Annotated in this window: 24 protein-coding genes; 11 read left to right on the forward strand and 13 right to left on the reverse strand. The window is 65.8% G+C overall.

Going from position 1 to position 25736, the window contains the following annotated elements; genetic code table 11:
• The 8 genes from IFT55_RS16175 to murB form a co-directional block, all read right to left on the reverse strand.
• On the reverse strand, positions 1-888 hold an 888-nt coding region (locus IFT55_RS16175), incomplete at its 3' end, for a hypothetical protein (protein WP_192093389.1).
• Positions 889-1349: 461 nt separating this feature from the next.
• On the reverse strand, positions 1350-2936 hold the full coding sequence (locus IFT55_RS16180) for a hypothetical protein (protein ID WP_192093390.1): 1587 nt from the start codon (positions 2934-2936) through the stop codon (positions 1350-1352).
• Positions 2936-3202 carry a spike base protein, RCAP_Rcc01079 family gene (locus IFT55_RS16185; RefSeq protein WP_192093391.1) on the reverse strand — a complete coding sequence of 89 codons (267 nt, stop codon included), beginning with the start codon at positions 3200-3202 and terminating at the stop codon, positions 2936-2938. Before IFT55_RS16185 ends, IFT55_RS16180 begins: the two co-directional genes overlap by 1 nt.
• A gap of 491 nt (positions 3203-3693) precedes the next feature.
• Positions 3694-5379: a TolC family outer membrane protein gene (locus IFT55_RS16190; protein ID WP_192093392.1), complete on the reverse strand. Its 1686-nt coding sequence runs from the start codon at positions 5377-5379 to the stop codon at positions 3694-3696.
• Positions 5380-5535: 156 nt separating this feature from the next.
• Positions 5536-6927 carry an HlyD family type I secretion periplasmic adaptor subunit gene (locus tag IFT55_RS16195; RefSeq protein ID WP_192093393.1) on the reverse strand — a complete coding sequence of 464 codons (1392 nt, stop codon included), beginning with the start codon at positions 6925-6927 and terminating at the stop codon, positions 5536-5538.
• Entirely contained in the window at positions 6924-8747 is a 1824-nt protein-coding gene (locus tag IFT55_RS16200; protein ID WP_192093394.1) for a type I secretion system permease/ATPase, read from the reverse strand. The genes IFT55_RS16195 and IFT55_RS16200 overlap by 4 nt, the downstream gene beginning before the upstream one ends.
• A 31-nt stretch (positions 8748-8778) precedes the next feature.
• Positions 8779-10080 (reverse strand): UDP-N-acetylglucosamine 1-carboxyvinyltransferase, encoded by a 1302-nt coding sequence (locus tag IFT55_RS16205; RefSeq protein ID WP_192093395.1) that lies wholly within the window; start codon positions 10078-10080, stop codon positions 8779-8781.
• A gap of 4 nt (positions 10081-10084) precedes the next feature.
• Complete coding sequence (murB, locus tag IFT55_RS16210; RefSeq protein WP_197976508.1) at positions 10085-11116, reverse strand: UDP-N-acetylmuramate dehydrogenase; 1032 nt, start codon at positions 11114-11116, stop codon at positions 10085-10087.
• Positions 11117-11518: 402 nt separating this feature from the next.
• Between murB and IFT55_RS16215 the strand changes: the two genes are divergently transcribed.
• Both IFT55_RS16215 and IFT55_RS16220 read left to right on the forward strand, forming a co-directional pair.
• Positions 11519-12820 (forward strand): UDP-glucose dehydrogenase family protein, encoded by a 1302-nt coding sequence (locus IFT55_RS16215; protein WP_192093396.1) that lies wholly within the window; start codon positions 11519-11521, stop codon positions 12818-12820.
• Positions 12820-13800 (forward strand): NAD-dependent epimerase/dehydratase family protein, encoded by a 981-nt coding sequence (locus IFT55_RS16220; protein ID WP_192093397.1) that lies wholly within the window; start codon positions 12820-12822, stop codon positions 13798-13800. Before IFT55_RS16215 ends, IFT55_RS16220 begins: the two co-directional genes overlap by 1 nt.
• 420 nt (positions 13801-14220) lie before the next feature.
• On the opposite strand, the gene dapE is transcribed toward IFT55_RS16220, so the two are convergent.
• Positions 14221-15345, reverse strand: coding sequence for a succinyl-diaminopimelate desuccinylase (dapE, locus tag IFT55_RS16225; RefSeq protein WP_192093398.1), 1125 nt, complete (start codon positions 15343-15345; stop codon positions 14221-14223).
• Between the two features lie 288 nt (positions 15346-15633).
• On the opposite strand from dapE, the gene IFT55_RS16230 reads away from it, so the two are divergent.
• Positions 15634-16596, forward strand: coding sequence for an esterase-like activity of phytase family protein (locus IFT55_RS16230; protein WP_192093399.1), 963 nt, complete (start codon positions 15634-15636; stop codon positions 16594-16596).
• A 93-nt stretch (positions 16597-16689) separates the two neighbouring features.
• On the opposite strand, the gene rpmB is transcribed toward IFT55_RS16230, so the two are convergent.
• Positions 16690-16986: a 50S ribosomal protein L28 gene (gene rpmB, locus IFT55_RS16235; RefSeq protein WP_192093400.1), complete on the reverse strand. Its 297-nt coding sequence runs from the start codon at positions 16984-16986 to the stop codon at positions 16690-16692.
• Positions 16987-17147: 161 nt separating this feature from the next.
• Here rpmB and IFT55_RS16240 point away from each other — a divergent pair, with 161 nt between their 5' ends.
• The 3 genes from IFT55_RS16240 (at position 17148) to IFT55_RS16250 (ending at position 18752) form a co-directional block, all read left to right on the forward strand.
• Positions 17148-17381 carry a hypothetical protein gene (locus tag IFT55_RS16240; RefSeq protein ID WP_192093401.1) on the forward strand — a complete coding sequence of 78 codons (234 nt, stop codon included), beginning with the start codon at positions 17148-17150 and terminating at the stop codon, positions 17379-17381.
• A gap of 84 nt (positions 17382-17465) precedes the next feature.
• Positions 17466-17909 (forward strand): nucleoside deaminase, encoded by a 444-nt coding sequence (locus tag IFT55_RS16245; protein ID WP_192093427.1) that lies wholly within the window; start codon positions 17466-17468, stop codon positions 17907-17909.
• 48 nt (positions 17910-17957) lie between these two features.
• Entirely contained in the window at positions 17958-18752 is a 795-nt protein-coding gene (locus IFT55_RS16250; RefSeq protein ID WP_446740736.1) for an EAL domain-containing protein, read from the forward strand.
• An 18-nt stretch (positions 18753-18770) separates the two neighbouring features.
• On the opposite strand, the gene IFT55_RS16255 is transcribed toward IFT55_RS16250, so the two are convergent.
• A complete protein-coding gene (locus IFT55_RS16255; RefSeq protein ID WP_192093402.1) occupies positions 18771-19448 on the reverse strand; it encodes an OmpA family protein in 678 nt (225 codons plus the stop codon).
• A 133-nt stretch (positions 19449-19581) separates the two neighbouring features.
• On the opposite strand from IFT55_RS16255, the gene IFT55_RS16260 reads away from it, so the two are divergent.
• Together IFT55_RS16260 and IFT55_RS16265 are read left to right on the forward strand one after the other, a co-directional pair.
• On the forward strand, positions 19582-20886 hold the full coding sequence (locus tag IFT55_RS16260) for a hemolysin family protein (RefSeq protein WP_192093403.1): 1305 nt from the start codon (positions 19582-19584) through the stop codon (positions 20884-20886).
• Between the two features lie 187 nt (positions 20887-21073).
• The gene (locus IFT55_RS16265) at positions 21074-21328 is read left to right on the forward strand and encodes a hypothetical protein (RefSeq protein WP_192093404.1); all 255 of its coding nucleotides are present in this window, start codon (positions 21074-21076) and stop codon (positions 21326-21328) included.
• Positions 21329-21353: 25 nt separating this feature from the next.
• On the opposite strand, the gene IFT55_RS16270 is transcribed toward IFT55_RS16265, so the two are convergent.
• Together IFT55_RS16270 and purD are read right to left on the reverse strand one after the other, a co-directional pair.
• Positions 21354-22046, reverse strand: coding sequence for a hypothetical protein (locus tag IFT55_RS16270; RefSeq protein WP_192093405.1), 693 nt, complete (start codon positions 22044-22046; stop codon positions 21354-21356).
• A gap of 9 nt (positions 22047-22055) precedes the next feature.
• Entirely contained in the window at positions 22056-23318 is a 1263-nt protein-coding gene (purD, locus tag IFT55_RS16275; RefSeq protein ID WP_192093406.1) for a phosphoribosylamine--glycine ligase, read from the reverse strand.
• On the opposite strand from purD, the gene xseA reads away from it, so the two are divergent.
• Genes xseA through IFT55_RS16290 form a run of 3 tightly spaced genes read left to right on the forward strand, consistent with a single transcriptional unit; the run spans position 23317 to position 25728 of the window.
• Positions 23317-24690 (forward strand): exodeoxyribonuclease VII large subunit, encoded by a 1374-nt coding sequence (xseA, locus tag IFT55_RS16280; RefSeq protein ID WP_192093407.1) that lies wholly within the window; start codon positions 23317-23319, stop codon positions 24688-24690. The genes purD and xseA overlap by 2 nt on opposite strands.
• A 13-nt stretch (positions 24691-24703) precedes the next feature.
• Positions 24704-24901 (forward strand): DUF2093 domain-containing protein, encoded by a 198-nt coding sequence (locus tag IFT55_RS16285; RefSeq protein ID WP_192093408.1) that lies wholly within the window; start codon positions 24704-24706, stop codon positions 24899-24901.
• The gene (locus tag IFT55_RS16290) at positions 24898-25728 is read left to right on the forward strand and encodes a M23 family metallopeptidase (RefSeq protein WP_192093409.1); all 831 of its coding nucleotides are present in this window, start codon (positions 24898-24900) and stop codon (positions 25726-25728) included. The genes IFT55_RS16285 and IFT55_RS16290 overlap by 4 nt, the downstream gene beginning before the upstream one ends.
• The last annotated feature ends 8 nt before the right edge of the window (positions 25729-25736 follow it).

Here is a 25736-nt window from a genome sequence, read left to right on the forward strand (position 1 = left end):
CGGCGCGAGGTTCACCGGCACCGGCGGACGCGGTGCGGTGATGACACCCGAGTCGATCTGCGACAGTGTGGCGCCGAGATTGTCGGTCACGCCCAGATACATGGTGATCTTGGTCGATTCACCGGGCTTGAGCGCGCCGAGGCCGAAGGTCAGGTTCAGCGTCTGGTCGACGGTCTTGGCATATCCGACCGCCTGTTCGGTGGCATAGGCGGCAGCGGCATAGGGATCGGTGTTCACGAAGCCGTAGAAGGATGCGACCGCGCGCTGATCCGGGGTGTAGAGGAAGAACGGGGTCGACGGTGCGACCTGCGCCGTCACCAGCGCGCCATTGTCGCCCTGACGTTCGATCTTGTTCGCCGTGGCGAACTTGTCCGACTGGTCGGGATCGGCGGTCCGCATGTACCGCACGTCGTTCATCGTCACCGACGAATTGTTGGTCAGCGTGACGTCGATGCGGATGTACTTCGCATCGTCGGCCAGCGTGATCTTCTGTGCAATGCCCAGCTTGTCGGCGGTCGCGCCGCTCCACGTCGCAGCAGCGGCTTCGGACGTGCTGGCATTGTCCAGCGAGCCCTTGATCTGCGAATAGCCGGTCAGCGTCTGGTTGCTGCGCACGACGGTGGTCGCACCGAGCTTGTATCCGACGTTGAAGCCTTCGATCGCGCGCCCCTGCAACAGCACGTCGTTCAGGGTCGTTTCCTTGCCCTGACCAAAGCCGTCGAAGTCGGCAAACAAACCGACACGGCGAAGGCCGGTGTCGATGTCGGTCTCAATGCCTTTCGTGGCATTGTACATCGTTCCCAAAGTTCCGTCGACGTTGATCCCAATGCTGAGATACTTCGCCTGCAGAAAGACTTCGCCGTTTGCTACGCCGCTAGTGATTGCCATGGTATCCCCGCAAGTAAAATTTCGCCCAGGTTCGGTGCCGGCGGCACTTTTGTTGCCGTCCAGACTTTGTCCCCGAAGCCCCGAGGACGTTAATCGCTGAATCGTTTTGCCGAACTACTAAACTAATAGGTTATGGGCTTATTCACCCAATATTAGGGCGGTGCCGCCGGCCGGCGGCACCGGCTGTCCCGCCGCTACCCGCCGAGCGCTATAGAGACTCGATTCAACGGTCGACCGTCCCGCGATGAGACGTGTCGTGAGAACGGTCAAAAACAGCCAGTTCTAATAGGTTGCGTCATAATAACGGCTCATCGCCGATAACCATCCGTTCGTCGTGTCCTGGAACACCGGACCCAACCTGCCGATTTTTTGGAAAATGGTTGCTTTCCGGCCGGCCGGCTGGACTTTCCATATGATTCTACGGCCGAAATTCCGCGGCGATGAAGTGCGGATACGTGTCACTATAGCTGATAGCGCAAAACGCGGTTCTTGGCCGGCACGCCCGGATGGGTCGCCGCATCATTACCAATATGGAACACATCTTCGCCGAGCCACACGCCCTCGATCGCATCGGCACCGGGCGCCGTTTCGATACCGATCGCGACGGGCCCGCCATAATCGAGCCGGTGATACCGATGGATCGCACCGGCCGCTCCGTTAACGCCGGCGCTGACGATCAATTCGCCGGCACCGATTCGCCCGTGGCCGACGCCGGTCACGAAACAATGGTCGCTGGCAGGCGGAAGCGGAAAGCTGCCCGTCCGCGCTTTTCCCTGCTTGTCGTACAGAATCAGTTCGGCACTGTCGCGAACGATCCAGAACCCGTCGGTTTCCGGGTCGTACGCAATGCCGTTATCCCCTGCGGCGATCGGGATCGGCGTTCCGATCGCCAGCCCGGTTTCCGGCTCCATCCGAACGAGATAGCTGCGATTTCCGTCCGGCCCGGCCAGTTTGACGATGAACCAGATCGTGCCGTCGCCGGTGTCGCAGGTAATGCCCTGGCACGATCCCGCCATGTCGGACGAAAGGCCGAGGCGGGCGACATCGAATTCCAGATCGATCGCGACCATGTCCGGTGTCATCCGGGTGAACAGCAACGCATGTCGCGTGGTCCGGCCATTGGCGATGTACCAGCGGCCGGCCGGGTCGCGCGCGATTCCGGTCACGGCCATGCCGTTGCCGGCGGTGATCGGGGCGCTGCCATCGGGCAGGGCGACTGGATCGGCGGGCGATAGCGCACGTGACGCAGCGGCGGGCAGTCGCGCGACACCCAGCGCACCCAGATAGTCTGCGAGCGCGTCGTACAATATGCCGTGCTGCTGCTCGCTCAAACTATCCCCCCCGACGAAGGCGCAGAATTGCCCGTCGGCGGCGATACCGTTGGCGAGGCCAAGCCCGATCGTGGCCGCCGATGGTGCCGCCGACGGAGCAGAGCCATTGGTGGCGCCCAGCCGTCCCTGCACGAATTGTCGCAACCGCGCCGCGCCGTCGCGGTCGACGGCGCAGAAACCATAGCCGGTCGTCACCGACCCGGCGGACACCACCGTCGTCCCGTTCAGCCGGCCGGCATTCGCATCGCTGGCGTTCCGGGGGGTAATGGAAACCGATGTGCCGACGATCGTGCCGACCGGCACCGTCGCATTGCGCCCATCCTTGCGCGTCCAGCACCCGGCCATCGCGCTGTTCCGCTGGAATCGCGTCGCGCTGGCGGGGACCAGCCCGGTGTCGATCCAGTCGTCCAGTCCGTCGCACCACCAGCCACGGTCGGCGATGAACCGCGGATCGCCGCCACCGACGGCAGCATCGCGGCCCCCGGTCCAGTTCAACAATGCTGCCTCGGGCGAATGCGCCGCCAGCAGCAGCAGCGTGTCGATCCGGCTCCAGATCTGGTGATCGATCAGCGTACCGATCAGCAGGTCGATCCGCGTGGCCCGCGCCGGATCGGGCGGTGGCTGCATGCGGGCGATCAACGCCAGCGTCGCGGCCCGCATTTCCCGGACGACGGACCCGCGAACGGGCCGGGCGATGGTGATATCGAACCCCAGCATCAGCACAACGCCACGATCTGCGTCGCGGTCGTGCCCGTCGCACGGACGATCTGCGCGCGGACCGGCACGATGCTGCCCGCCGCGATGCCGCTCAGTACGACATCGTCCGTACTGTCGATCGCGCGCAGCACGATAGTACCGCCACCGCCGACGTACAGCGCCTTGGGCAGTCGGGCCAACGGCACCGTGTCGCTCGGCACGACGGCGCTGGCGCTGCGGGCCGGACCGACCGGCGAATCTGCAAAGGACCTGAAAGAATCGGACATCAACCACTCCCGCTATTCCGACCCGCGCTGGATCGTACTCGGTTTGTTCCATGCGGTGCGGTTTGTAGGAAAGTGATTTTTTCCGGTTCGGTGTGGCAGAGCGCCCTTTGCGCGGCGAAGCCGGCGGGCGGACCCCGCGCGATCCCGGACGATCGACCGCCTCGGTTCGACGCAAAACGTCTTCGCGGATCGCCTGCGATGGCCGGAGTCGCGTCGGTCGAAGTCTGCCAGAGGTCGCATGGTCCCGCCGTGCCGTCGGATTTGCTCGCGGGCTGACGCTTGCGGACACGCCCCCGAACGATCGCCGCATGCCGAAGATCGCAAAGTGGGAGTCTCTACGACAGGTCTGCCGTAGCGTTTCCGATATGCGATGAATGTTCAGGAGACCCGCGCATCGATCAGGCCCGGGTTCTGCACGACCGCCGCGTCGATCCGCAGGGTTGGGGGGGAAGACCGGCGCCAGCTATCCGCGCGGCACCGGTCGAACCCGATTACTGCTCGCCGGGAACGGCCACCGGACGGCGGGTCGACGGCGGTGCCTGATCCTCGGGTGGCAGCGGACGGGTGCGCGGGGCGTCCGGCAACGGCAGCGCCGTGCCCAGCGGGCGTTGCGGCGCGGGGTTGAGCGGCGTGCCGAGGATCGTCGGTCCGGCGACCGGGACCAGCGGGGCGTCGCGGGGATCGTCCGGCGCGCGCGCCAGTCGGTCGAGCACGCTCACCACCGGCTGGAACGGATCGATCTGCTTGGCCTTCTGCCGTTCCAGATTGCGCGTCGCGTCATAGGTCGCGTTCGCCGGGCTGAGCAGCGCGGTTTCTAGCCGGCCGATATAGGTCAGCAACGTCGCCTGCGAACTGTAACGCTGATAATCGGCATTGGCGACGAGCAGCTGCGCGTTCAGCAGCCGCTGTTCCGAATCGAGCACTTCGAAGTTGGAGCGGAAGCCTTCCTGGAACCCGCGCCGCACGCCTTCCAGCGCACGGTTCGCGGCTTCGACGCTGCGCAGGCCGATCAACTGCTGTTCGGCCGACGAGATCGTCTGGTTCCATGCCGACTGTACCTGCGACGATACGCCGCGCCGCGTCGCCTCGACATTGAACTGCAACGCCTGCTGGTTCGCCAGCGCCGCCCGGACGCGCGAATCGACCACTCCGCCGGTCAGCAACGGCACGGTCAGCGTCGCCGATGCGCTGGCCCCGCGCCGCAGATTGTTGAAACCGATCGCCGTATTGTCGTTCAGCCCGATCGCTGCATCCGCGCTCAGCACCGGATTGCGTTCGGCACGTTCGGCGGCGACGCGCGCGCGTCCGGCGCGTTCGTTCAGGATCGCCTGCCACAGGGTCGGGCTTTCGGCCTCGGCATCGCGGAACGCCATGTCGATCGACGCCGGGATACCGGGCAGCGGGGCGGGGGGCGTCAGATTGCCCGGATTGCGTCCGACCGCGGCGGCGAACCGCGCCCGGCTCCGCTGAAGATTCGCCTCGGCCTGCGACAACTGCGCCTGCACGATACCCAATTGGGCTTCGGCCTGGGCGATGTCGGTGCGGGTCAGGTCGCCTGCGCGTTCGCGCGCCCGTGCCTGATCGACCTGCCGCGCATAGGAATCGACCGATCGGCGCTGGATCGCGATCAGCGTCTGATCGCGCAGCACCGACATGTACGAATCGACGACTTCGAACAGGATGAAGTTCTCGACCTCGCGCAACCGCTCGCGTCCCGACAGGACGTCGGCTTCGGCGGCGGATACCTGCGCGGCGGTGCGGCCGCCGTTGAACAGGATCTGCGACGCAGTCAGCGACGCACCGGTCGCGCGATTGCGGTTGGTGACCAGATCGTCGAAAAAGACGTTACGCTGAACCTGTTCCTGATAGCGGATCGATCCGACCACGCTGGAACGCAGGCGATAGGGCGAGCTGGCCTGAATGACCGTCTCGTCGATCGCGCGAAGCTGCGCGCGCTGCGCTTCGAGCTGCGGGTTGTTGCGATAGGCGTCGGCCAGCGCTTCGGCCAGCGTCTCGGTCCGCGCCGCCGGATCGACGGGCAGGCTCGGCATCGGCGGGGTTGCCGGCTGGACCGGTGCCGCCGTGGTCCGGGGCGCCTGCGCGACAGCCGCTTCGCCGATGATGGCAATGCTGGCCGTCAGGCATAGTGCGATGCGCGATCGAAGTCCGGCAGTCATCCTGTCCCCCTGTAGTTCCCCGCCGCCCGATCCCCGTCCGACGCGGGGAAACCCACACGGCATTTCACACGGCAATTCAAGCGTAGAGTATCAACCATATGTCACGTCGTACGGCCGGGCGACGACGATGAAGTCGACGCCGCCCGGCCGTCCCGGTCAACGCTCGTGCATCGACCGCCGGAATGCTTCCGTCAACGGATCGAGCATATATTGCAATGCTGTACGCGGACGCAGCTTGATGAGCACGCTCACCGGCACACCGGCGCGGATACCGGTATCGGCCCCGCGCACCTGCTTCAGCAGCGCGATCTGCGACTGCGGCACCACGATTTCGGCAGTGAAGTAGCTGCGGCCCGATTTCTCGTCGGTCAGGCTGTCGGCCGACACGTTGCGGATCTGGCCCAGCAGGATCGGCAGATCGCGTTCGTGCAGCGACAGGAACTTCACCTCCGCCTGCCGGCCTTCATACACGCCGTCGATATCGCTCGGATCGAAATTCGCGCGGACTACCAGCGGCGCGGCATCGGGAACGATGTCGAGGATCGGCTGTCCCGCCTGCACGACGCCACCTTCCGAGAAGACGCGCAGTTCGACCACACGCCCCGAAACCGGCGCGCGGATCACGGTGCGTTCCAGCTGCTCCTTGGCCGACATCCATTTCGGCATGATCTCGTTCAGCTGGAACTGCGTGTCGCGCAGCAGCGTCGCAGCGTCCTCGACATAGCGACGCGACTGGGCAACGCCCGATTCGCGTGCCTGTCCGACCTGTTCGCGCGCGGCGGCGGCACGGGCGGCATAGTCCGCATCCGCACCTTCGAGCTGCTGGATCGAACGTTCGATCTGGCGGACCGAATTGCGCGAGACATAGCCTTCGTCGGCAAGCCGCTTCGTGCTGGCAAGCTGTTCTTCCAGCGACGCGCGCTGTTGCGAACTGGCGCGCGACTGCGCGGAATATCCGCCGATGCTGCGCGACGCTTCCGCCTGTTGCTGGCGGATGACGGCGCGGTTGGCAGCCAGCGCGCCGGTACGCGCGTTCAGCTGTGCCAGCTGGAGCGCCTTCGATCGTTCGACCAGCGCGCGATCCTCACCCGTGGCCTGCGCGAAGCTGGCCGGCCACTGGATCGTGCCGCCGCGGATTTCGGCTTCCAGCCGTGCCCGCTGCGCCTGAAGGTCGATCACGCTGCCCGCCAGCGCCCGCTCCGTCGCGGCCACTTCGGCCCCGCGCAGGCGGATGATGACTTGTCCCCGTTCGACATGCATGCCGTCGCGCACGTCGAGATGTTCGACATAGCCGCCGTCGCGATGCTGCACCGTCTGGCGATTGCCCGACACCACGACGCGCCCGTCGCCCGCCGCCGCCGCGTCCAGCCGGGCGAACGCCGCCCAGCCGAGCAGCACCACGAAGAACCCGACCGCGATCACGATACCGATCCACAGCGCGCGATTGGGCGAATCCTCGATCTCCAGCCGTTCCTGGATCATCTGCGGAACCGGCATCACCTGCTGGCCGGGGGTCGATGGCCCCCTGCTGACCAATTCGCCGCTCATGCTTCGCCTCCCGTCGCGCGATTGCCGCCATCGCCGGGCAGGGGGGCGGGCGGTGATCCACCCGCTGCCTGACCTGCCGTCGGCGGTGCCGCGTTCGATGCGTCGTGCGGCATCGGCGACCCCTGTACCGCCGGTGCCGCCGGACGGATCACCTTGTTGCGATCGTCATAGATCTGGATCGCGCCGTCGCGCAGCAGCATCACCTTGTCCACCGCCTGCAGCAACCCGGTCCGGTGGGTCGACACGATCACGGTCGCCCCGCGTTCACGCAGATGCTGCAGCGTATCCATCAACCGCGTCTCTGCATTGATGTCGAGATGCGCGTTGGGCTCGTCGAGAAACAGGATACTCGGCGCACCAAACAACGACCGAGCAAGTGCGACCACCTGTCGTTGGCCGGCGGAGAGACCGCCACCCTCCCGAACTGCCAGCTGGGTTTCGTAGCCGTGCTCGAAGCGCAGGATCAGGTCGTGCGCGCCGGCCAGCTTGGCGGCGGCGATCACCGCAGTGTCCAGTTCCTCGCCGCCCATCCCCTCGAACTGGCGAAAGCGCGAGATGTTCGAGTGGACCGATGCGGGGAACAGCGTCGGCGTCTGCGGCATATAGCCCAGATGGCGGCCCAGTTCCTCGCGGTTCCAATCGGTCAGGCTGGCCCCGTCGACGCGAACCTCGCCCTCGTCGGGATCGATCGCGCCGGCCAGCGCGCGCAGCAGCGTCGATTTGCCCGCGCCGCTTGGCCCGACCAGCGCCACGATCGTACCCGGCTCAACGGTAAAGCTGAGCTTGTTCAGCAGGATCCGGTCCGATCCGGGCGCGCGGATGGTCAGCCCGTCGACCTCGATCCGGCCCTGCGGTGCCGGCAGCGACGTGCGCATGACGGTGACGTCGGGCAGGCGGCAGAAATTGTTCAGCCCCTTATAGGCGTTCTGCGCGCTGATGACGTTCTTGAGCGCGTTGAGGATCTGTTCCACCGGCTGCAAGGCGCGGCCGAGGATCAGCGAGGCCGCGAAGATCGCGCCGCCCGAAATCTGCTGTTCGATCGCCAGATAGGCACCCAGCGCAAGCGCCATCGACTGAAGGAACAGTCGGAAGAACTTCGTAACCGCCAGGAAGAAGCCCGACGTGCCCGCGATCGTACCCTGTCGGCGGACCAGATCGGCACGTTCGACAAGGTGCCGCGTGACAAGTGCACCGCGCATGCCGAGCGCGCGGGCCACTTCCGATGCCTGGATTGAGTAATCCTGCACGCGATAGGCCGAACTGGTGCGCTGGCCGACTTCGTTGAGGCTGTTCTTCGTCGCGCGGTCGCTTGCGACGGCCAGCCCGATCAGCAGCAGCGAACTCAGCAGTGCCAGCAGCCCGATCAACGGATGCAGCATGTAGGAGATGATGATGTAGATCGGTGCCCATGGCGCGTCGAACATCGCGATGATCGCCGGCCCGGTCAGCGTGCCGCGCAACGTGTCGAAATCGCGCATCGCCTGCGATCGCTGTGCCGGCGTCGCGCCGTTGGTGCCCAGAACGCGGTGCAGGATGTTTGCGGCGGCCATCTTTTCGAGCCGGACGCTGGCGCGCAACAGCAGCCGCATGCGCACGGTATCCAGCGCTGCGAACACCACCAGCGAGATCGCTAGGATCAGCGACAGGACCAGCAGTGTCGACACTCCGCGCGTCGGTACGACCCGATCGTACACCTGCAACATGAAGATGGAGGGTACGAGATACAGGATGTTGATCAGACCGGAGAAAATGCCGGTGGCGACAAAGTGCCGCCGGCATTTCCGCAATGCAGCCTGTAACGGGTTCGAATCGTAGGACATGGCCGTGACAAGTTTCCTCTGGGAGGGCGCGTTACGCGCCCTCATAGGTGAGGTTGGCGTTAAGAACGCGCGCTTTTTCCAAAAACTTGTCGTACCCGCGTTCGATCTGCCACGCATCGCTGATGCGGGTTTCACCCTCAGCCACCATGCCGAGCAGCGCGAGTGCCGCACCGGCACGCAGATCGGCGGCGCGTACGTCCGCGCCCATGAGTTTCGGCGCGCCGATGATATGCGCCGTGCCCTCGCGCACAAAGCTCTTCACGCCCATCCGTTCGAAATCGGGCAGATAGGCATAGCGGCCAGCGAAACGCAGATCGACGATCCGCGATTCGCCACGTGCACACGCACCAAGCGCGGCGAAAAGCGGCTGCATGTCCGAATTGATGCCCGGATACGGCCCGGTGCTGATTTCCACCGGGTAGGGGCGACCCGACCGGACGATCGCGGTGTTGCCGTCGCGGAAAATCTTCGCGCCGCTTTCGCGCAGGAAGATCAACGGCACTTCCAGATCCTCGAACGGGAAGTCGAGGATCTCGACGTCGCCGCCGGTGATGACCGACCCGACCAGCCACGTCATCGCTTCCATATTGTCCGGCATCACCCGGCGTGACGTCCCCGACAGTTCCGGTACGCCGGTGATTTCGATGCTTTCCTGACCGTGGACGGTAATCGTCGCGCCCATCGAACGCAGGAAATCGCACAGGTCGAGGATTTCCGGCCGGATATGCGGGTTCCACAGTCGCGTGGTGCCCTTTGCCAGCGACGCCACCATCAGCGCATTTTCGGTCGCGCCGGTGGAGCGCAGCGGCAGCACGATGTCGGCGCCGGTCAGCCCGTTCGGCGCTTCCGCGAACAGCCGGCCGTCCTTGCCATATACATGTGCGCCGAGGCTGGTCAGCACCAGTTCGTGCAGGTCATAACCGCGCCCGCCAAGGTCGCAGCCGCCGGGCAGCGGTACGCTTCCCGCGCCGGTCCGTGCGACGAGTGCGCCCATGATGAGCAGCGTGTTGCGGATCGAACGGCCTTCCCACACCAGTTCGCTGGGCGGTGCGGACGCTTCCTCGATCGTCAGTGTGCCGCCGTCGATCGTGCAGCGCTTGCCCAGTACTTCGAGCATTCCGACATGGACCTGCGCGTCCAGCAGCCCTTCGGGATAATTGTGGAGGACGATGCGCTCGCCCGTCAGCAGCGAGGCGGCAAGCAGGCGCAGCACGCTGTTCTTCGCGCCGCTGACGGTGACGGTGCCTTCCAGACGGGACGACCGTACCGACAGGATGCGGTTGGACGGGGCGGAGGCGTGATCCGCCTGAAGCGGGGCAGTGGTCGTGTTCATCGGGTCAAGCTCCAGTATGCGGACGTTCGTCCAGTTGCTCGGCAACTTCATGCGCCGGGCGCATGGTGCCGTCGGGGGCTAAATGGCGGACTTCGGCATCCATCGCGATGCCGGACATGGCGGTGACGCTGCGTCGCGCCAGCCGGATGAGGTGCAGGACGTCGCGTGCCAGCGCGCCGCCATTGTTCACGATGAAATTGGCGTGATCGGGCGAGATCTGCGCACCCCCCTCGCGCGTGCCCTTCAGTCCGGCGCGCTCGATCGCGAGGCCGGGAGGGCCGATCAGCGAATAGAGTTTGGGGTCGCTGACGAACACCGATCCGCAATTGGCGCGGACCTTGGGGAACTTGGCACGGCGCGATTGCAGGATCGATATCGCCTCGCGCCGCATCGCTCCGGCATCGCCCGCGTCGAATCGCAGCCGCGCCGACACGACGATCAGGTCGCCGCGCTGCAAGCGTGACGCACGATAGCTGTAGTCCAATGCGGCATGATCGATGCGGTGGGTGCCACCCTGATGATCGATCGCGTCGACATGGACGACGTTCTCACCGATCCCCTTGCGCTGGCTGCCGCCGTTCATCGTGATTAGGCCACCCAGCGTACCGGGAATGCCGATCGCATGGACCGCGCCCGACAGCCCGGCATCGATGACCTGCCGCACGAACGTCGGCACCCAAACCCCCGCGCCGGCATCGACCACCCCGTCGCCCCGGAACGTCACGCCACCCAGCGCGCGGCCGATGCGGATAACGACGCCCCGGAATCCGGCATCGTCGAACAACAGGTTCGATCCATCGCCGATCACGATATGCCGTGCGCCATGGCGCGTGACGATCGCCAGCGCAGCCGCGAGCGATTCGGCCGACGCGGGCGTCACGACGACGTCCGCCGGCCCGCCGATCCGCCAGCGCCCCAGCGATGCGAGCGGTACGTCGACCGCGACTTCGCCGGGCGCGAGACTGTCCTGAAGCGCCCGTGCCACGGTCATGCCGGCTTCCCCGTCCGCCAACGCGGCGATTTCATTCGACGCCATGTGCGTCCTTCCCCCGTTTCGCCGACCTGCGCGCCCGACCCATGCCGGTCGGATGATCGCGACGCCGCCGCCCGTCGCGCAATCCCGCCCGGGCGAAACGATCGTTTCCGCCGTGCTGATTAGAGTGCCAGCAAGGTTAGGTCCAGTGCCACGTTGCAGCGCAATGTACGGTGATGGAACGAACATGTCGGATCACGCGAGACATTTGCGGTTTCACCCGCTAACGGGGACCGGTCGCAGCTTGCGGGGGCACCGGACAATTTTAATCGCATGCGATCGCTTGTGTCACGACAGGACGAAGTTCCTGTCTTTAGTCACTGGCATCGTCCTGTATTCACGCATAAAGGGCGATGCTGCACCGCAGCAAGCCATATCAGTATCAGGCAGAAGAAGGAACGAATGATGCGCATCCGGATGGTAGGTTCTGGTTATGTCGGCCTCGTGTCGGGAGCGTGCTTCGCGGACTTCGGCCACGAAGTCATCTGCATCGACAAGGATCAGGGCAAGATCGACGCGCTGCTTGCGGGCCGCATGCCGATCTATGAGCCGGGCCTCGACGAACTGGTGTCGCGCAACGTCGCCGCCGGCCGCCTGTCGTTCAGCACCGATCTGGCCGCCAGCGTGAAGGATGCCGATGCGATCTTCATCGCGGTCGGTACGCCGTCGCGTCGTGGCGATGGCCATGCTGATCTGAGCTACGTCTATGCGGCCGCCAAGGAAATCGCTGGCGCCGTGACCGGCTTCACCGTCGTGGTGGACAAGTCGACCGTGCCGGTCGGCACCGGTGACGAGGTCGAGCGCATCATTCGCGAAACCAACCCGAACGCCGACGTGTCGGTCGTGTCGAACCCCGAATTCTTGCGCGAAGGCGCGGCGATCGACGATTTCAAGCGTCCCGACCGCGTCGTCATCGGCGGCGACGACGAGCGCGCACTGGAAGTGATGCGCGAAGTGTATCGCCCGCTGTATCTCAACAAGTCGGCGCTGGTCGAAATGAGCCGTCGTGCGGCCGAGCTGACCAAATATGCCGGCAATGCGTTCCTCGCGACGAAGATCACCTTCATCAACGAGATCGCGGACCTTTGCGAAAAGGTCGGCGCGAACGTGCAGGATGTTGCGCGGGGTATCGGCCTCGACAACCGCATCGGCGGCAAGTTCCTCCACGCCGGTCCGGGCTATGGTGGTTCGTGCTTCCCGAAGGACACGCTGGCGCTGCTCAAGACCGCGCAGGACATGGATGCGCCGCAGCGTATCGTCGAGGCGGTCGTCGCGGTGAACGACAACCGCAAGCGCGCAATGGGCCGCAAGGTCATCGCGGCCATGGGCGGTGACGTGCGTGGCAAGACCGTCGCGATCCTCGGCCTGACGTTCAAGCCGAACACCGACGATATGCGCGACAGCCCGGCGATCTCGGTCATCCAGACGTTGCAGGATGCCGGCGCGACCGTCCGTGCGTTCGATCCGGAAGGCACCGAACAGGCCAAGAAGGTGCTCGACAACGTCGTGTACTGCGAAGGCGCCTACGAGGCGATGGAGGGCGCGGACTGCGTCACGATCGTCACCGAATGGGACGCGTTCCGCGCGCTCGACCTCGACCGCGTGAAATCGCTGCTGTCGGCGCCGATCATGGTCGACCTGCGCAACGTCTATCCGCGCGATACGGTTGAAAAGGCCGGCTTCACCTATCACGCAGTGGGTCGCTGATGCCGGTGCCCGTGCTGGTGACGGGCGTGGCCGGATTTATCGGCCACGCCACCGCGCATCGCCTGCTCGCCCGTGGCGAACAGGTGATCGGGATCGATATCGTCAATGACTATTACGATCCCGCGCTGAAAGCGGCGCGGCTGGCCACCTTCGATGGGCTGCCGGATTTTACCTTCCACCGCATGGACGTCGCCGACGTCGCGGCGGTGGCGGCGCTGGTGCGCGACAACGGTATCCGCCGGGTCGTGCACCTCGCCGCACAGGCGGGGGTCCGCTATAGTATCGAGAATCCTTTCGCCTATGAACGCTCGAATCTGGCGGGCCACCTGTCGATCCTAGAGGCGTGTCGCGCCATCGATGGCTTCGAACATCTCGTCTACGCATCGTCCAGCTCGGTCTATGGCGACAAGCCGATGGGCGGCGCGGGCTTCGTAGAGAGCGAACCGGCGGTATCGCCCGTCTCGCTCTATGCCGCGACGAAGCGCGCATGCGAATTGATGAGCGAATCCTATGCGAAGCTGTATCGCTATCCGCAGACCGGACTTCGCTTCTTCACGGTGTACGGTCCATGGGGCCGGCCAGACATGGCGTATTTCAGCTTCACGCAAAAGATCATCGCCGGTCAGCCGATCGAGGTGTTCGGTGAGGGCAGGATGGCGCGCGACTTCACCTATATCGACGATATCGTCGACGGGATCGTCGGCGCGCTCGATCATCCGCCGGAGCCGGGCGATCACCGCGTGCTCAACATCGGCGACAGCCATCCCGTCGGCCTGATGGAAATGATCGAGACGCTCGAACGCTCGATCGGGCGTGAAGCGGTGAAGGTGATGCGGCCGATGCAGCCGGGCGATGTCACCGCGACCTATGCCGACGTCAGCAAACTGCACGCGCTGACCGGCTACCGGCCCAAGGTCATGTTGGCCGAAGGGCTCGCGCGCTTCGCCGAATGGTACAAGGGATATTACCGCGTGAATTGACGCGGAATGGGGGCTGACCTCGTGTCGATCGGGAACGCCTGATCGTTGCGACGATGCCCCTTCAGACCGGGTCGGCCGGGTTTTGGTCGAAGCGCCTGATCGACGCACGGGCGGCAATCCCTCGATGCGCCGCCGTCCGATCCGCGATCTTTCGTTCCGGCCGAGGTCGGGATGCGAAGTCGCTGCCGACGCGAAAAATCTATGCTGGATCGACATCAAGCCAAAATTGGTCTTCTGTCGTCACCCGGACCCGTTCCGTGGTTCACCTGACCGCGAGCGATGCGTAAAGAGGGGCTCGACCGGCACCGGTTGCCGCACGGTGGACCCGGCACAGGGCCAAGGTGACCGTCGTGCAGGCCGCAGGGGCATCATTGCGCTGAACGTCGACCCGAACTGGCCTCGCCAGACCGGGTGACGCTACTATCCGGCCAACCCTGCTTTCAGGATATCGGCATAGATCGCCGTCAGCGCATGCAGGTCGTCGACCGCTACCGCTTCGTCGACCTTGTGCATCGTGGCGTTCAGCAATCCGAATTCGACCGTCGGGCACAGCGCCGACAGGAACCGCGCATCCGATGTGCCGCCGGTGGTCGATAGTTCCGGTCGCCGTCCGGTGTGACGTTCGATCGCATCGCCGATCAATGTCGAGAAATTGCCGGGCGGGGTGAGGAACGCTTCGCCCGAAATGCGTCCTTCGACACGCGCGCCCGATGCATGCGTATGAACGATCGCCGCAATCCGATCGATCAGCTCAGGCCCGCGCTGTTCGTCGTTGAAGCGGATCGACAGCCGTGCCGAGGCGCGGGCTGGAATGACGTTGGTCGCGACATTCCCTACCGTCAGGTCGGTGACCTCGATGTTCGAGGGCTGGAACCAGTCGTTGCCGTGATCGAGCACCACGTCTTCGATCGCCGCCAGCGCCGCGATCAGCTTCGGGATCGGATTGTCGGCCAGATGGGGATAGGCGACATGCCCCTGCCGTCCGTCGACGTCGATCCAGATGTTGACCGATCCGCGCCGCCCGATCTTGATCATGTCGCCCAGCATCGTGGTCGACGTCGGTTCGCCGACGAGGCAGAGGTCCGGTCGCAACGAGCGTTCGGCCATCCGATCGATCAGCGCCCGCGTGCCATGGATCGCGGGACCTTCCTCGTCACCCGTGATGATGAGGCTGACCGTGCCGTCACCCGCTGGCACCCGCGCGACGGCGGCTACGAACGCCGCGACTGCTCCCTTCATGTCGACGGCACCGCGCCCATAGAGCATGCCGCCGCGTAACACGCCTGCAAATGGTCCTGCCTGCCAGCCATCTCCGGCCGGAACCACGTCGACATGACCCGCAAAGGCGAAATGGCGTCCGCCCGTTCCCCGCACCGCCAGCAGATTCTCAACCGGCCCATCTGGCGCTTCGCCGACGACGAACCGATCGACTGCAAAGCCGATCGCGGTCAGTTCGGCTTCCAGGAGTGCGAACACCCCGCCTGTCGCGGGCGTGACGCTGTCGCAAGCGATCAGGCGTTGGGTCAGGTCGACGACATCGGGCATCAGCTTCTCCACAGGCACAAGGACGGGCTGTAGCGGGCGCGGTGTGAAATGCCACCGGGTCCGCTGCCGTCCGAAGGATAGACTGACCCATAGCCGCCAGCGATAGGCTCACGCCGTCCTGCGCATGCGTTTTAGGGTCTGCGAGGTCGTATGTTTCCCACAGGGCCGCTGGGGGCAGATCGACGCGGGCACCGGTCGGGGCAGAAGGGACGGGCAGTGATCATCGTTTCGAAGGAGAGCGTCGATCCTGCCTAGCACTCGCCGCGCCAACCGTTACAGCCGGGCGCCATGCGGATCCTGTTCGTCATTCTGGCAGTGCTGCTGCTTGTTCCGGCCTGGAGCGGGGCGGAGCGGCTGCCACTCCATCGCGGACCACCGGCGATCGATGTGAAGCGGGTCGCGCTGTACCCCGACGATCCGGCGCGGCGGGACGTTGGCGGCCTGCGCTATCTGGGCGGGGCGGTGCTGACGTCGCGGGATCCGGCGTTCGGGGGATTTTCGGCACTACACGTGCGAGGCGACCGGTTCAGCCTGTTGTCGGATGGGGGCACCGTCGTGCAATTCCGCATGGGCGACGACTGGACGCCGCATGACATTCGCCTGCATGATCTGGGCGGACCGGGCACCGGTTGGGAAAAACGTGATCGCGATACCGAATCGCTCGCGGTTCGTCCCGACGGGTCGGTGCTGGTCGGATATGAACGGCACAACCAGATCTGGCGTTTTTCGCCCGACATGTCGCGCATATTCGGCCATGTCGCGCCACGCCCGATGGCCGCATGGTCCGCGAACAGCGGCGCGGAGGCGATGGCGCAACTGCGCGACGGCAGCGTCGTGGTGTTGAGCGAAAGCCATGCCGAGAAGGGGCAGCGCGGATATAGTGCGGTGCGGTTCCTTGGCGATCCGACCCGGCCCGGCACCCGCTATCATCGCTTTTACTATACCCCGCCGGTGGCACTGGTCAGTACCGACGCGACGGAACTACCCGATGGGCGACTGCTGGTGCTGACGCGTCGGGCGCGGTTGCGTGACCTGTTCACCTCGACGCTGGAGGTTGTCGACATTCGGAGCGTGCGGCCGGGGCAGACTTTGCGCGGAAAGACGCTCGCCGTCCTCGCCCCCCCGACGATCCACGACAATTTCGAAGCGCTGGCAATGACGCGCGAAGCGGGCCGGACGATCCTGTGGATGATGTCGGACGACAACCAGTCGCGGTTGCAACGAACCTATCTGCTGAAATTCGCGCTGTAGGCGGAAGTCTCCGATGTCGAAACGACGTCGTTGACGCAGAAAAACCCCCGAAACCGAAGTTTCGAGGGCTAATTCCGTGTCGATCGCGCCGGATCAGGCTGCGTCGGCGAGCTTTGCCTTCTTGGCGACATCACGCTTGAGGCGACGTGCGCGCAGCGAGAGGTCGTCGTCGCTGGTTTTCAGCAGCCAGTTGTCCAGACCGCCGACATGCTCGACCGAGCGGAGGCCGTGCGTCGAGACGCGCAGGCGCACCGAACGCTCCAGCGAGTCGGATATCAGCGTGACGTTCTGCAGATTGGGCAGGAACGTACGCTTGGTCTTGTTATTCGCGTGGGAAACGTTGTGACCCACCTGCCGGCCCTTGCCGGTCAGTTCGCAGATGCGCGACATGATCGTCTATCCTGATTCTGTATCAGGGCAAGTGCCCCGGAAAGAGGGCGCGGATAGCGACTGCCGGGGGCGGCGTCAACCGCGCGCATCGTGCAACCCGCCGCGATCCGGCGCGTTGTTTCGCCATCGTTTCGGTTTCGCAAGGTTCAACGGAGGGTCGTATGCGCACGTTACTCGTATTGATCGGCGTGGCGGCGCTGATCCTCGTCGGACTGATGTCGCTGGGCTTCGTCAGTCTGGACCAGACCCGCACCGCCGCACTCCCTACAGTCAAGCTGGAAGGCGGCCAGACGCCCAAGTTCGACGTCGATGTCGGCAAGGTCGATGTCGGCACGGTAAACCGCACGGTTGAAGTGCCGGCGATCTCGGTCGAGCGCCCGGGCAACACGCAGTAAGGCGATCTGAGCCGACTTCGCCTGCGTCCGCTGGCCCCCGGACCGAAAGGCTGGCATCACGCCACGATGTTCGATTCCCGCCCGATGCGGCTGGCGCTGGATGCCGCGCGCGCGGCCGCAGCCACCGGCGAAGTGCCGGTGGGTGCGGTTATCGTCCGTAACGGTGAAGTGATCGCGACTGGTGCAAATTGCCCACGTGCGACCTTCGATCCGACTGCACATGCGGAAATCGTTGCGATCCGTGCGGCCGCGCGGACTCTCGGCCGCGACCGTCTGGACGATTGCGATCTTTGGGTGACGTTGGAGCCATGTGCGATGTGCGCTGGAGCGATCGCTCATGCTCGCATCGCCCGGCTCTATTATGGCGCGGACGATCCGAAGGGCGGGGCGATCGTGCATGGCCCGCGATTGTTTGCCCAACCGACCTGTCATCATCGACCTGAACTGTATGCGGGGATCGGTGAGGCGGAATCGGCAGAACTGCTGCGTGCGTTCTTCGCGGCCCGGCGCTGTTCGGCACCTTTATAACCTGGGTAAATCGCGATCCGTTAACGCTTTGCCACCATAAAGGACGGCATGATTTCGTCCGATTCCTGTCCGCCCAAGGTCCGCTGTTCCGGCTGCCGAGATGGTGCGGCACTCGATTTCGCCATTGCGATGGCGTTCCAGCCGATCGTCGACCTGACCACCGGTCTGCCTTTTGCCTATGAGGCGCTGGTGCGCGGCGCGAACGGCGAATCGGCAGCCAACGTGCTGGCGCGAGTGACGCCCGACAACCGGTATGCGTTCGACCAGCGCTGTCGCGTCGCCGCGATCGAAGGCGCGGTCGCCGCCGGCATCCTCGACACCGGCGCGCGGTTGTCGATGAACTTCCTGCCCAATGCTGTCTATTCGCCTGCCGCCTGTATCCAGCTGACGCTGCGCACGTCGCAGGCGACGGGAATGCCGATCGAACGCCTCATCTTCGAATTTACCGAGAATGAGCGGATGGACGATCCGGCGCATGTCGCTACGATCGTCGATACCTACCGCCGGATGGGCTTCGGCACCGCGCTCGACGATTTCGGCGCGGGCCATGCCGGACTGAACCTGCTTGCGCGGTTCCAACCCGATATCGTCAAGCTCGACATGGAGTTGGTCCGGGGAATCGAAGTCAGCATGCCGCGGCGGATGATTGTCGAAGCAGTCGTGCGCCTGTGCGAATCGCTCGGACTCACCGTCGTCGCGGAAGGGGTGGAGACGCAGGCCGAACTCGACGCTCTGCGCGCGATCGGCATCCGCTATATCCAGGGCTACTATTTCGCGCGTCCGGGGTTCGCGACGCTGCCAGCGATACGTATGGACTCAGGCGGCGAACGACTCGTCGCCTGAGTCCCAGCAGTCGTAGCGTTACTGAAGGTCGCCCTGTTCGATCGGCACGATCTTGATCTCGACCCGTCGATTGGCCGCGCGGCCTTCTTCGGTCTGGTTCGACGCGACCGGCTGTTCGAAGCCGAAGCCGCGCGTGCCAATCCGGGCGGACTGAACGCCCTTCGTCGACAGATAGCTGGCGACCGCGCCCGCGCGACGTTCCGACAAGGACTGGTTGTACGACGCCGATCCGGTCGAATCGGTATGGCCGTACACGTCGATATAGGTCTGGTTATATTGCGACAGCACCTGCGCCACCTCGTCCAGCGTCGGACGGAACTGCGGCTGTACCGTCGCGCTGTCATAGCCGAAAGTGATGCCCGACGGCATGTTGAGCACCAGATCGTCGCCGCGCCGGATTACCTGCACGTCGGTGCCGGCGGTACGTGCACGCAGGTCACGCTCCTGCCGGTCCATATACGCGCCGACGCCTGCGCCCGCGAGGCCGCCGATCCCGGCGCCGAGGATCTTTTCGGTCCGGTCGCGCCGTCCGCCGACAAGGTCGCCGAGTAGATAGCCGCCGACGGCGCCACCAAGGCCGCCGATCGCCGCCTTCGAGATCGTCCGTTCGCCCGTCACCGGGTCGGTCACGCACGCGCTGGTCAGCATTGCGGCCGACAATGCCCCAGCGACCCAGATTTTCGATGCGAACGCCATATAGTCCTCCGTGAAATTCGTTCTTGGCCGGGAAAACACCGGCGGTGACGGCCTTGTTCCGCATCCGTATTGAACAAAGCCTGACTGACCGGTTGTGCAAGTGTCAGGGTTGCGGCATGGGGGTGTCAGTTCGATGGAACCTCTCACACCCTTCCCCTGGTTCGACGTCGTCATCATCCTTGCGCTGGTGGCGTTGAACGGCGTGTTCGCCATGTCCGAACTCGCCATCGTGTCCGCGCGCAAGGCACGGCTGGACGGCCTTGCCCGTAACGGGGGCAAGGGCGCGGCGACCGCGCTGTTGCTGGCCGACGATCCCGGCAAGTTCCTGTCGACCGTCCAGATCGGCATCACGCTGATCGGCATCATCGCCGGTGCCTATTCGGGGTCCAGCCTCGGCGGTCCGACCGGCGAACGCCTTGTATTGCTTGGCCTTCCTGAATCGTTGGCGGCGAATGTCGGGTTCGGGGTGGTGATCGCAATCACCACGTTCGCCAGCCTGGTCATCGGCGAACTGGTGCCGAAGCAGTTCGCGCTGCGCAGCCCGGAACCGATCGCGGTGCTGGTCGCGGTGCCGATGCTGTGGCTGTCGCGGATCACCGCGCCGTTCGTGTGGCTGCTGGACAACACATCGGCGCTGATCTTCAAGATCCTGCGGCTGAACCGCGAATCGGAAAACCGCGTGACGGCGGAGGAGCTCCACTTGCTGGTCGCCGAAGCCAGCCGATCGGGCGTGATCGAGGAACACGAACGCTCGATCATTTCGGGCGTCGTCCGCCTTGCCGACCGTCCGGTGCGCGAAGTCATGACGCCGCGTACCGACGTACAGTGGCTCGACGTGACGCTGGACGATGCCGGCGTGCGCGCGGCGATGGCACAGACGCCGCACACCCGCCTGCCGGTGGCCGAGGGATCGGTCGATGCGGTGATCGGCGTGGTGCAGGCGCGCGATATCGTCGCAGCGATCTGTCGCGGCGAACCGCTCGATCTGCGCACGCTGATGCATGCCGCGCCGGTGCTGCCCGATCAGGTCGATGCGATGGATGCGTTGCAGGCGATTCGCCGGGCCGAAGTGCCGATGGGCCTCGTCCACGACGAATATGGTCATTTCGAAGGAATCGTGACGCCCGCCGATCTGCTGCGCGCGATCGCGGGCGATTATGCGTCGGATACGGACGACGGCGACAGCCCGCATATCGTACGGCGCGACGACGGATCGCTGCTGGTATCCGGCCAGACCCCGGCGGACCAGCTGGCCGAACGCATCGGCATCGACCTGTCCGAAGACCGCGACTATGCGACCGTCGCCGGTCTGGCGCTCGCGATCCTCAAGCATCTCCCGACCGAGGGCGAGCATTTCACCGAGCAGGGCTGGCGGTTCGAGATCGTCGACATGGACGGCCGCAAGATCGACAAGCTGCTGGTCGAAAGCGTCGAATAGCCGGCGTTCCACGCTATCGTCCCGTTGCGATGCACAGCAGTCTGCCGCACCGCACAACCGCGTTGCGCGGGGACGGGTGCCAATGATACGATCGTTGCATGGGCATCGCGGCGAACTATGCAGAGCTGGTCCAGTGGATCAGGAACAATACCGACATGTCGATACGGTCCTGCACATCCACGCCGGAATGGCCGTCCTTGTCCTCGCCCGGTTGGCGACTCGCTATCCGCTGTCGCACCCGGTTCCGCTGATGGTCGTGGTGACGATCGCCGTCGTCAACGAAGTGCTGAACCGGTTGGCATGGGGATCGTGGCGACTGCACGACACGATGATGGATTTCAGCTACTCGATTTTCTGGCCCGTAGTGCTTTTCGCAACGCTGGCGCTGGGCCAGCGCCATGCGACGAAGCGCGAGCGGCAGCTGGCCGGACAGCGCAGGTAGGTCGGTCCGGGCAACCGCGCCCGGATCAAAGTTTTCCGAAGCGTGCCTCGAACCCTGCACGGTCCCCTGCCGCAAGCAACCGTGCCTGTTCTACCCATCGGTCGCGTGTCATGCGCGGCGCGAACGTGCCCAGTTGCTCCGCCACGGCGTCTGCCTCCGCATCGCTCAAACGGGCCAGTGCCGCGATATCGGCAATGCCCTGATCGACCAGCATCGCCGCGACCTTTGGCCCAAGTCCCTTGAGCAGCGTCAGGTCGCTGCCGGTCGGGGTCGGGGCCGATTCCGGCGGCGCAACGGCTGCCGGAAGTTCGGGAGCGATCGTTGGTTCGGAGACGATTGGCGCAGCGGCGACCCGCTCCGCTGCGACGGCGGGACGCATCGCCGGTTCGGCCACGACCGGTTTGACTGCCACCGGTGCCGGGACAGGCGATGCCGCCACCGGCGCGTCCGTTCGGTCGGGCAGCGTCGTCTGACGAGCGACCGCCGGATCGGCCGGTGTGTCGGGATCGGGGCTGGGGGCATTGCCGCCATGATCGAGATGGCCTGCATCCTCCAGCTCGCGCGTGCCCCTGCGCCGCCGCCGGGCCAGCCGCATGCCATAGATGATGCCAATGATCGTCAGCACCGCCAGCAGCGCGATCAGCCCGAAGGTGACGTTGGTGAACGGGCCGACCGCGTCGGCGGCCTCTGCCGGGGAAGAAGCGATACTGTCCTGCATGTCCGTCCCTTATTCGCCTTCGCGCGCTATTTCGCGCCATCCGATATCGCGGCGGCAGAACCCCGGAAAGTCGAGTGCGTCAACTCCGCGATACGCCGCCGCCTGCGCTGCGCGTACCGTGTCGCCGGTCGCCGTGACCGCCAGCACGCGGCCGCCCGCCGTCACAACGTCCGACCCCGCGTTGCGGGTTCCGGCATGAAAGACCGTCGTCCCGGCCGCCTCCGCCCGGTCGATGCCTCCGATCGGTTGTCCGGTTACCGGCGTGCCGGGATAGCCGGTCGCGGCCATGACCACCGTCAGCGACGTTGCCGCCGAAAAGACCGGCGGCGTCACCGTGTCCAGCCGCCCCTGCGCCACCGCCAGCAGGATCGGCAACAGATCGCCGTCCAGCCGCGTCATCAGCACCTGACATTCCGGGTCGCCGAACCGCGCGTTATATTCGATCAGCTTCGGCCCACGGTCGGTCAGCATCAGTCCGGCATACAGGACGCCCGAATAGGGCGTGCCGCGCGCCGCCATCGCCGCCACGGTCGGTCGCACGATCGTGTCGATCGCCTGCTGTTCCAGCGCCGGGGTCAGTACGCGGGCGGGGGAATAGGCGCCCATGCCGCCGGTGTTCGGGCCGACGTCGCCGTCGCCGACGCGCTTGTGATCCTGCGCCGATCCGAACGGCATCAGGTGCACGCCATCGGTCAGCACGAACAGGCTGGCTTCCTCGCCGGTCAGGAATTCCTCGATCACCGCCTCACCGCCGGGCTGGTCGAAGATCGCGGCCAGTGCGGCCTCCGCCTCGGCACGGTCCATCGCGATCGTCACGCCCTTGCCCGCCGCAAGCCCGTCCGCCTTGATGACCACCGGCAGCGAGAAGGGCGACAATGCGGCGATCGCACCATTCAGATCGGTGACGCGGACATAGCCGGCGGTCGGGATATCCGCCTCGCGGCACAGATCCTTGGTATAGCCCTTCGATCCTTCGAGCTGTGCCGCCGCCGCCGATGGGCCGAACACCGCCACGCCCGCCGCGCGCAGATCGTCGGCCAGACCCGCGACCAGCGGTGCTTCGGGACCGACGACGACGAGCGACACCCGCGTTTCGGCACAGAACCGCGCCACCGCGGCATGATCCGCGATGTCGAGCGGGACGATCGTCGCGTGGCGCGCGATGCCGGGGTTGCCGGGCGCGGCATAAAGCGTATCGAGGACGGCCGATTGCGCCAGCTTCCACGCCAGCGCATGTTCGCGGCCACCCGATCCGATCAGCAGGACATTCATGGACGATCGCTTCCCCGATTTTCAGTCGAGCCGGCTCGTAGCCGACCCGCAGTCCCGCGACAACGCCACCCCCGAAAGCGTGTCGGAACTGGCCGGCCGGCTCAAGCGGATGGTGGAGAGCGAGTTCGGCCGCGTCCGGCTGCGCGGTGAGATTTCCGGCTACAAGCGCGCGACGTCGGGCCATGTCTATCTGGCGCTCAAGGACGACGGCGCGCTGATCGACGGGGTGATGTGGCGCGGTTCGGCGGGCAGCCTGCCGTTCACGCCGCAGGACGGGATCGAGGTGATCGCGACCGGCAAGCTGACCACCTATCCCGGTCGGTCGCGCTACCAGATCGTGATCGACCGGATGGAGTTGGCGGGCGAGGGCGCGCTGATGGCGCTGCTCGAAAAGCTGAAAGGTCAGCTTGCGGGCGAGGGGCTGTTCGCGCCGGAGCGCAAGCGCCGCCTGCCGTTCCTGCCGCGTACGATCGGCATCGTCACATCGCCGACCGGGGCGGTGGTGCGGGATATTCTCCACCGGTTGGAGGATCGCTGTCCGACGCATGTGCTGGTGTGGCCGGTCAAGGTGCAGGGCGAGGGATCGGCAGCGGAAATCGCGGCGGCGGTGCGCGGCTTCGGCGCGCTGCCACTCGACGGCCCGGTGCGTCGCCCCGACCTGCTGATCGTTGCGCGCGGCGGCGGATCGATCGAGGATCTGTGGGCATTCAACGAGGAAGTCGTGGTCCGCGCCGTCGCCGGCTCCCCGATCCCCGTCATCTCGGCGGTCGGGCATGAAACCGACACCACGCTGTGCGACCATGCCGCCGATCTGCGCGCACCGACGCCGACCGCCGCCGCCGAAATCGCGGTCCCGGTCCGCGCCGAACTGGCGCACAGCATCGCGACCCTGTCGCTCAGGACGCAGCGTTGCGTGCGGCGCTACCATGAACGCGGCAGCGAACGGCTGGCGGCGCTGGTGCGCGTGATGCCCCGCCGCGATGCATTGCTGGGGCCGCAGCGGCAACGGGTCGACGACCTTGCCGGCCGGCTGTCGCTCGCGCTCGAACGCCGCGTGGCCGGGGCGCGGCGCGATCTGGACCGGCGCGGCGGTGCGCTGCGCCCCGCGATCCTGACGCAACGGCTGGCGCAGGCGCGCACGCGGTTCGACGGCGCGGCGCGGATGCTGGACAGCGTCAATCCCGACAATCTGTTGCAGAAGGGCTATGTCCGCGTCGTAGCCCGCGCGACTGGCCGGACCATCGCGTCCGCCGCCGATGCCCGCGCGGCCGGCGCGCTGTCGCTGCACTTCCGCGACGGCGAGGTCGAGGCGAAGGTTGAGCGCGGCTCCGCCCGGCCCTATGTCGCACCGACGCAACCCACGCTTCTCTGACCCGGACCACCCCATGTTGATGCCCAGCAGCCGCCCCGCCAAACTCCAGTATCTCATGAGCAGCTTTCGCGTGCTGGTCGATGGCGACCATGTCACCTGCGCGGTCAGCGGCAAGCGCATTCCGATCGACGAACTCCGCTACTGGAGCGCTGCCCGGCAGGAAGCCTATTACGATGCCGAAGCCGCGACCGAGGCGATGACGCGCGCATGACACTCGCCGGCGTCGCGCTGTCGGCGCTGTCGGTGCTGATCGCCGCGCCCGGCATGGCGCAGGGGATCGACCTGTCCGGTACGCCGGGACAAGGGATGTTGATGACCGGGACCGTTCCGGCGGGGACCGTCGCGCTGACGCTGGACGGACGACCGGTCGAGGTCGCTCCCGATCGCCGGTTTCTGATCGCGTTCGATCGCGACGCAGCCCCCGTCGCGACGTTGGTCGCTACCACGTCGGACGGGCACAGCGTCGTTCGTACGATTGCCGTACCGGCCCGCGCATGGCGGATCGAGCGGTTGCCGACGCTGCCCCGCACGTCGCAGCCGACTGCGGAATTCCAGCGTCGCCGCGCCCCCGAACTGGCGCAGATCGCCGCCGCCCGCGACACCATGACCGACGCGGCGGGCTGGCGGCAGCGGTTCGTCTGGCCGGTGACCGGGCGGGTATCGGGGCTGTTCGGGGCGCAGCGTATCTATGCCGGTACGCCGGGGGCCTATCATTCGGGTGTCGACGTCGCCCGGCCGACCGGCACGCCGATCGTCGCGCCCGCCGACGGTGTCGTGATCCTCGCCGCCCCGGCGCCGTTCACGTTGGAAGGCAATCTGTTGATGATCGATCATGGCATGGGGCTGAACTCGGCGTTCCTGCACCTGTCGCGGATCGACGTACGCGTCGGCGACCGCGTGCAACAGGGGCAGGCGATCGGCGCGGTCGGGGCGACCGGTCGCGCGACGGGGCCGCACCTCCACTGGAGCATGAAGTGGCGTGACGCCCGGATCGATCCGCTGCTGATCGCCGGCCCGATGCCCCGGCTGGAACCGTGAACGCCGCT

Origin of the sequence: Sphingomonas sp. CFBP 13720, assembly GCF_014842075.1 — a bacterium.
Lineage (GTDB): Bacteria > Pseudomonadota > Alphaproteobacteria > Sphingomonadales > Sphingomonadaceae > Sphingomonas.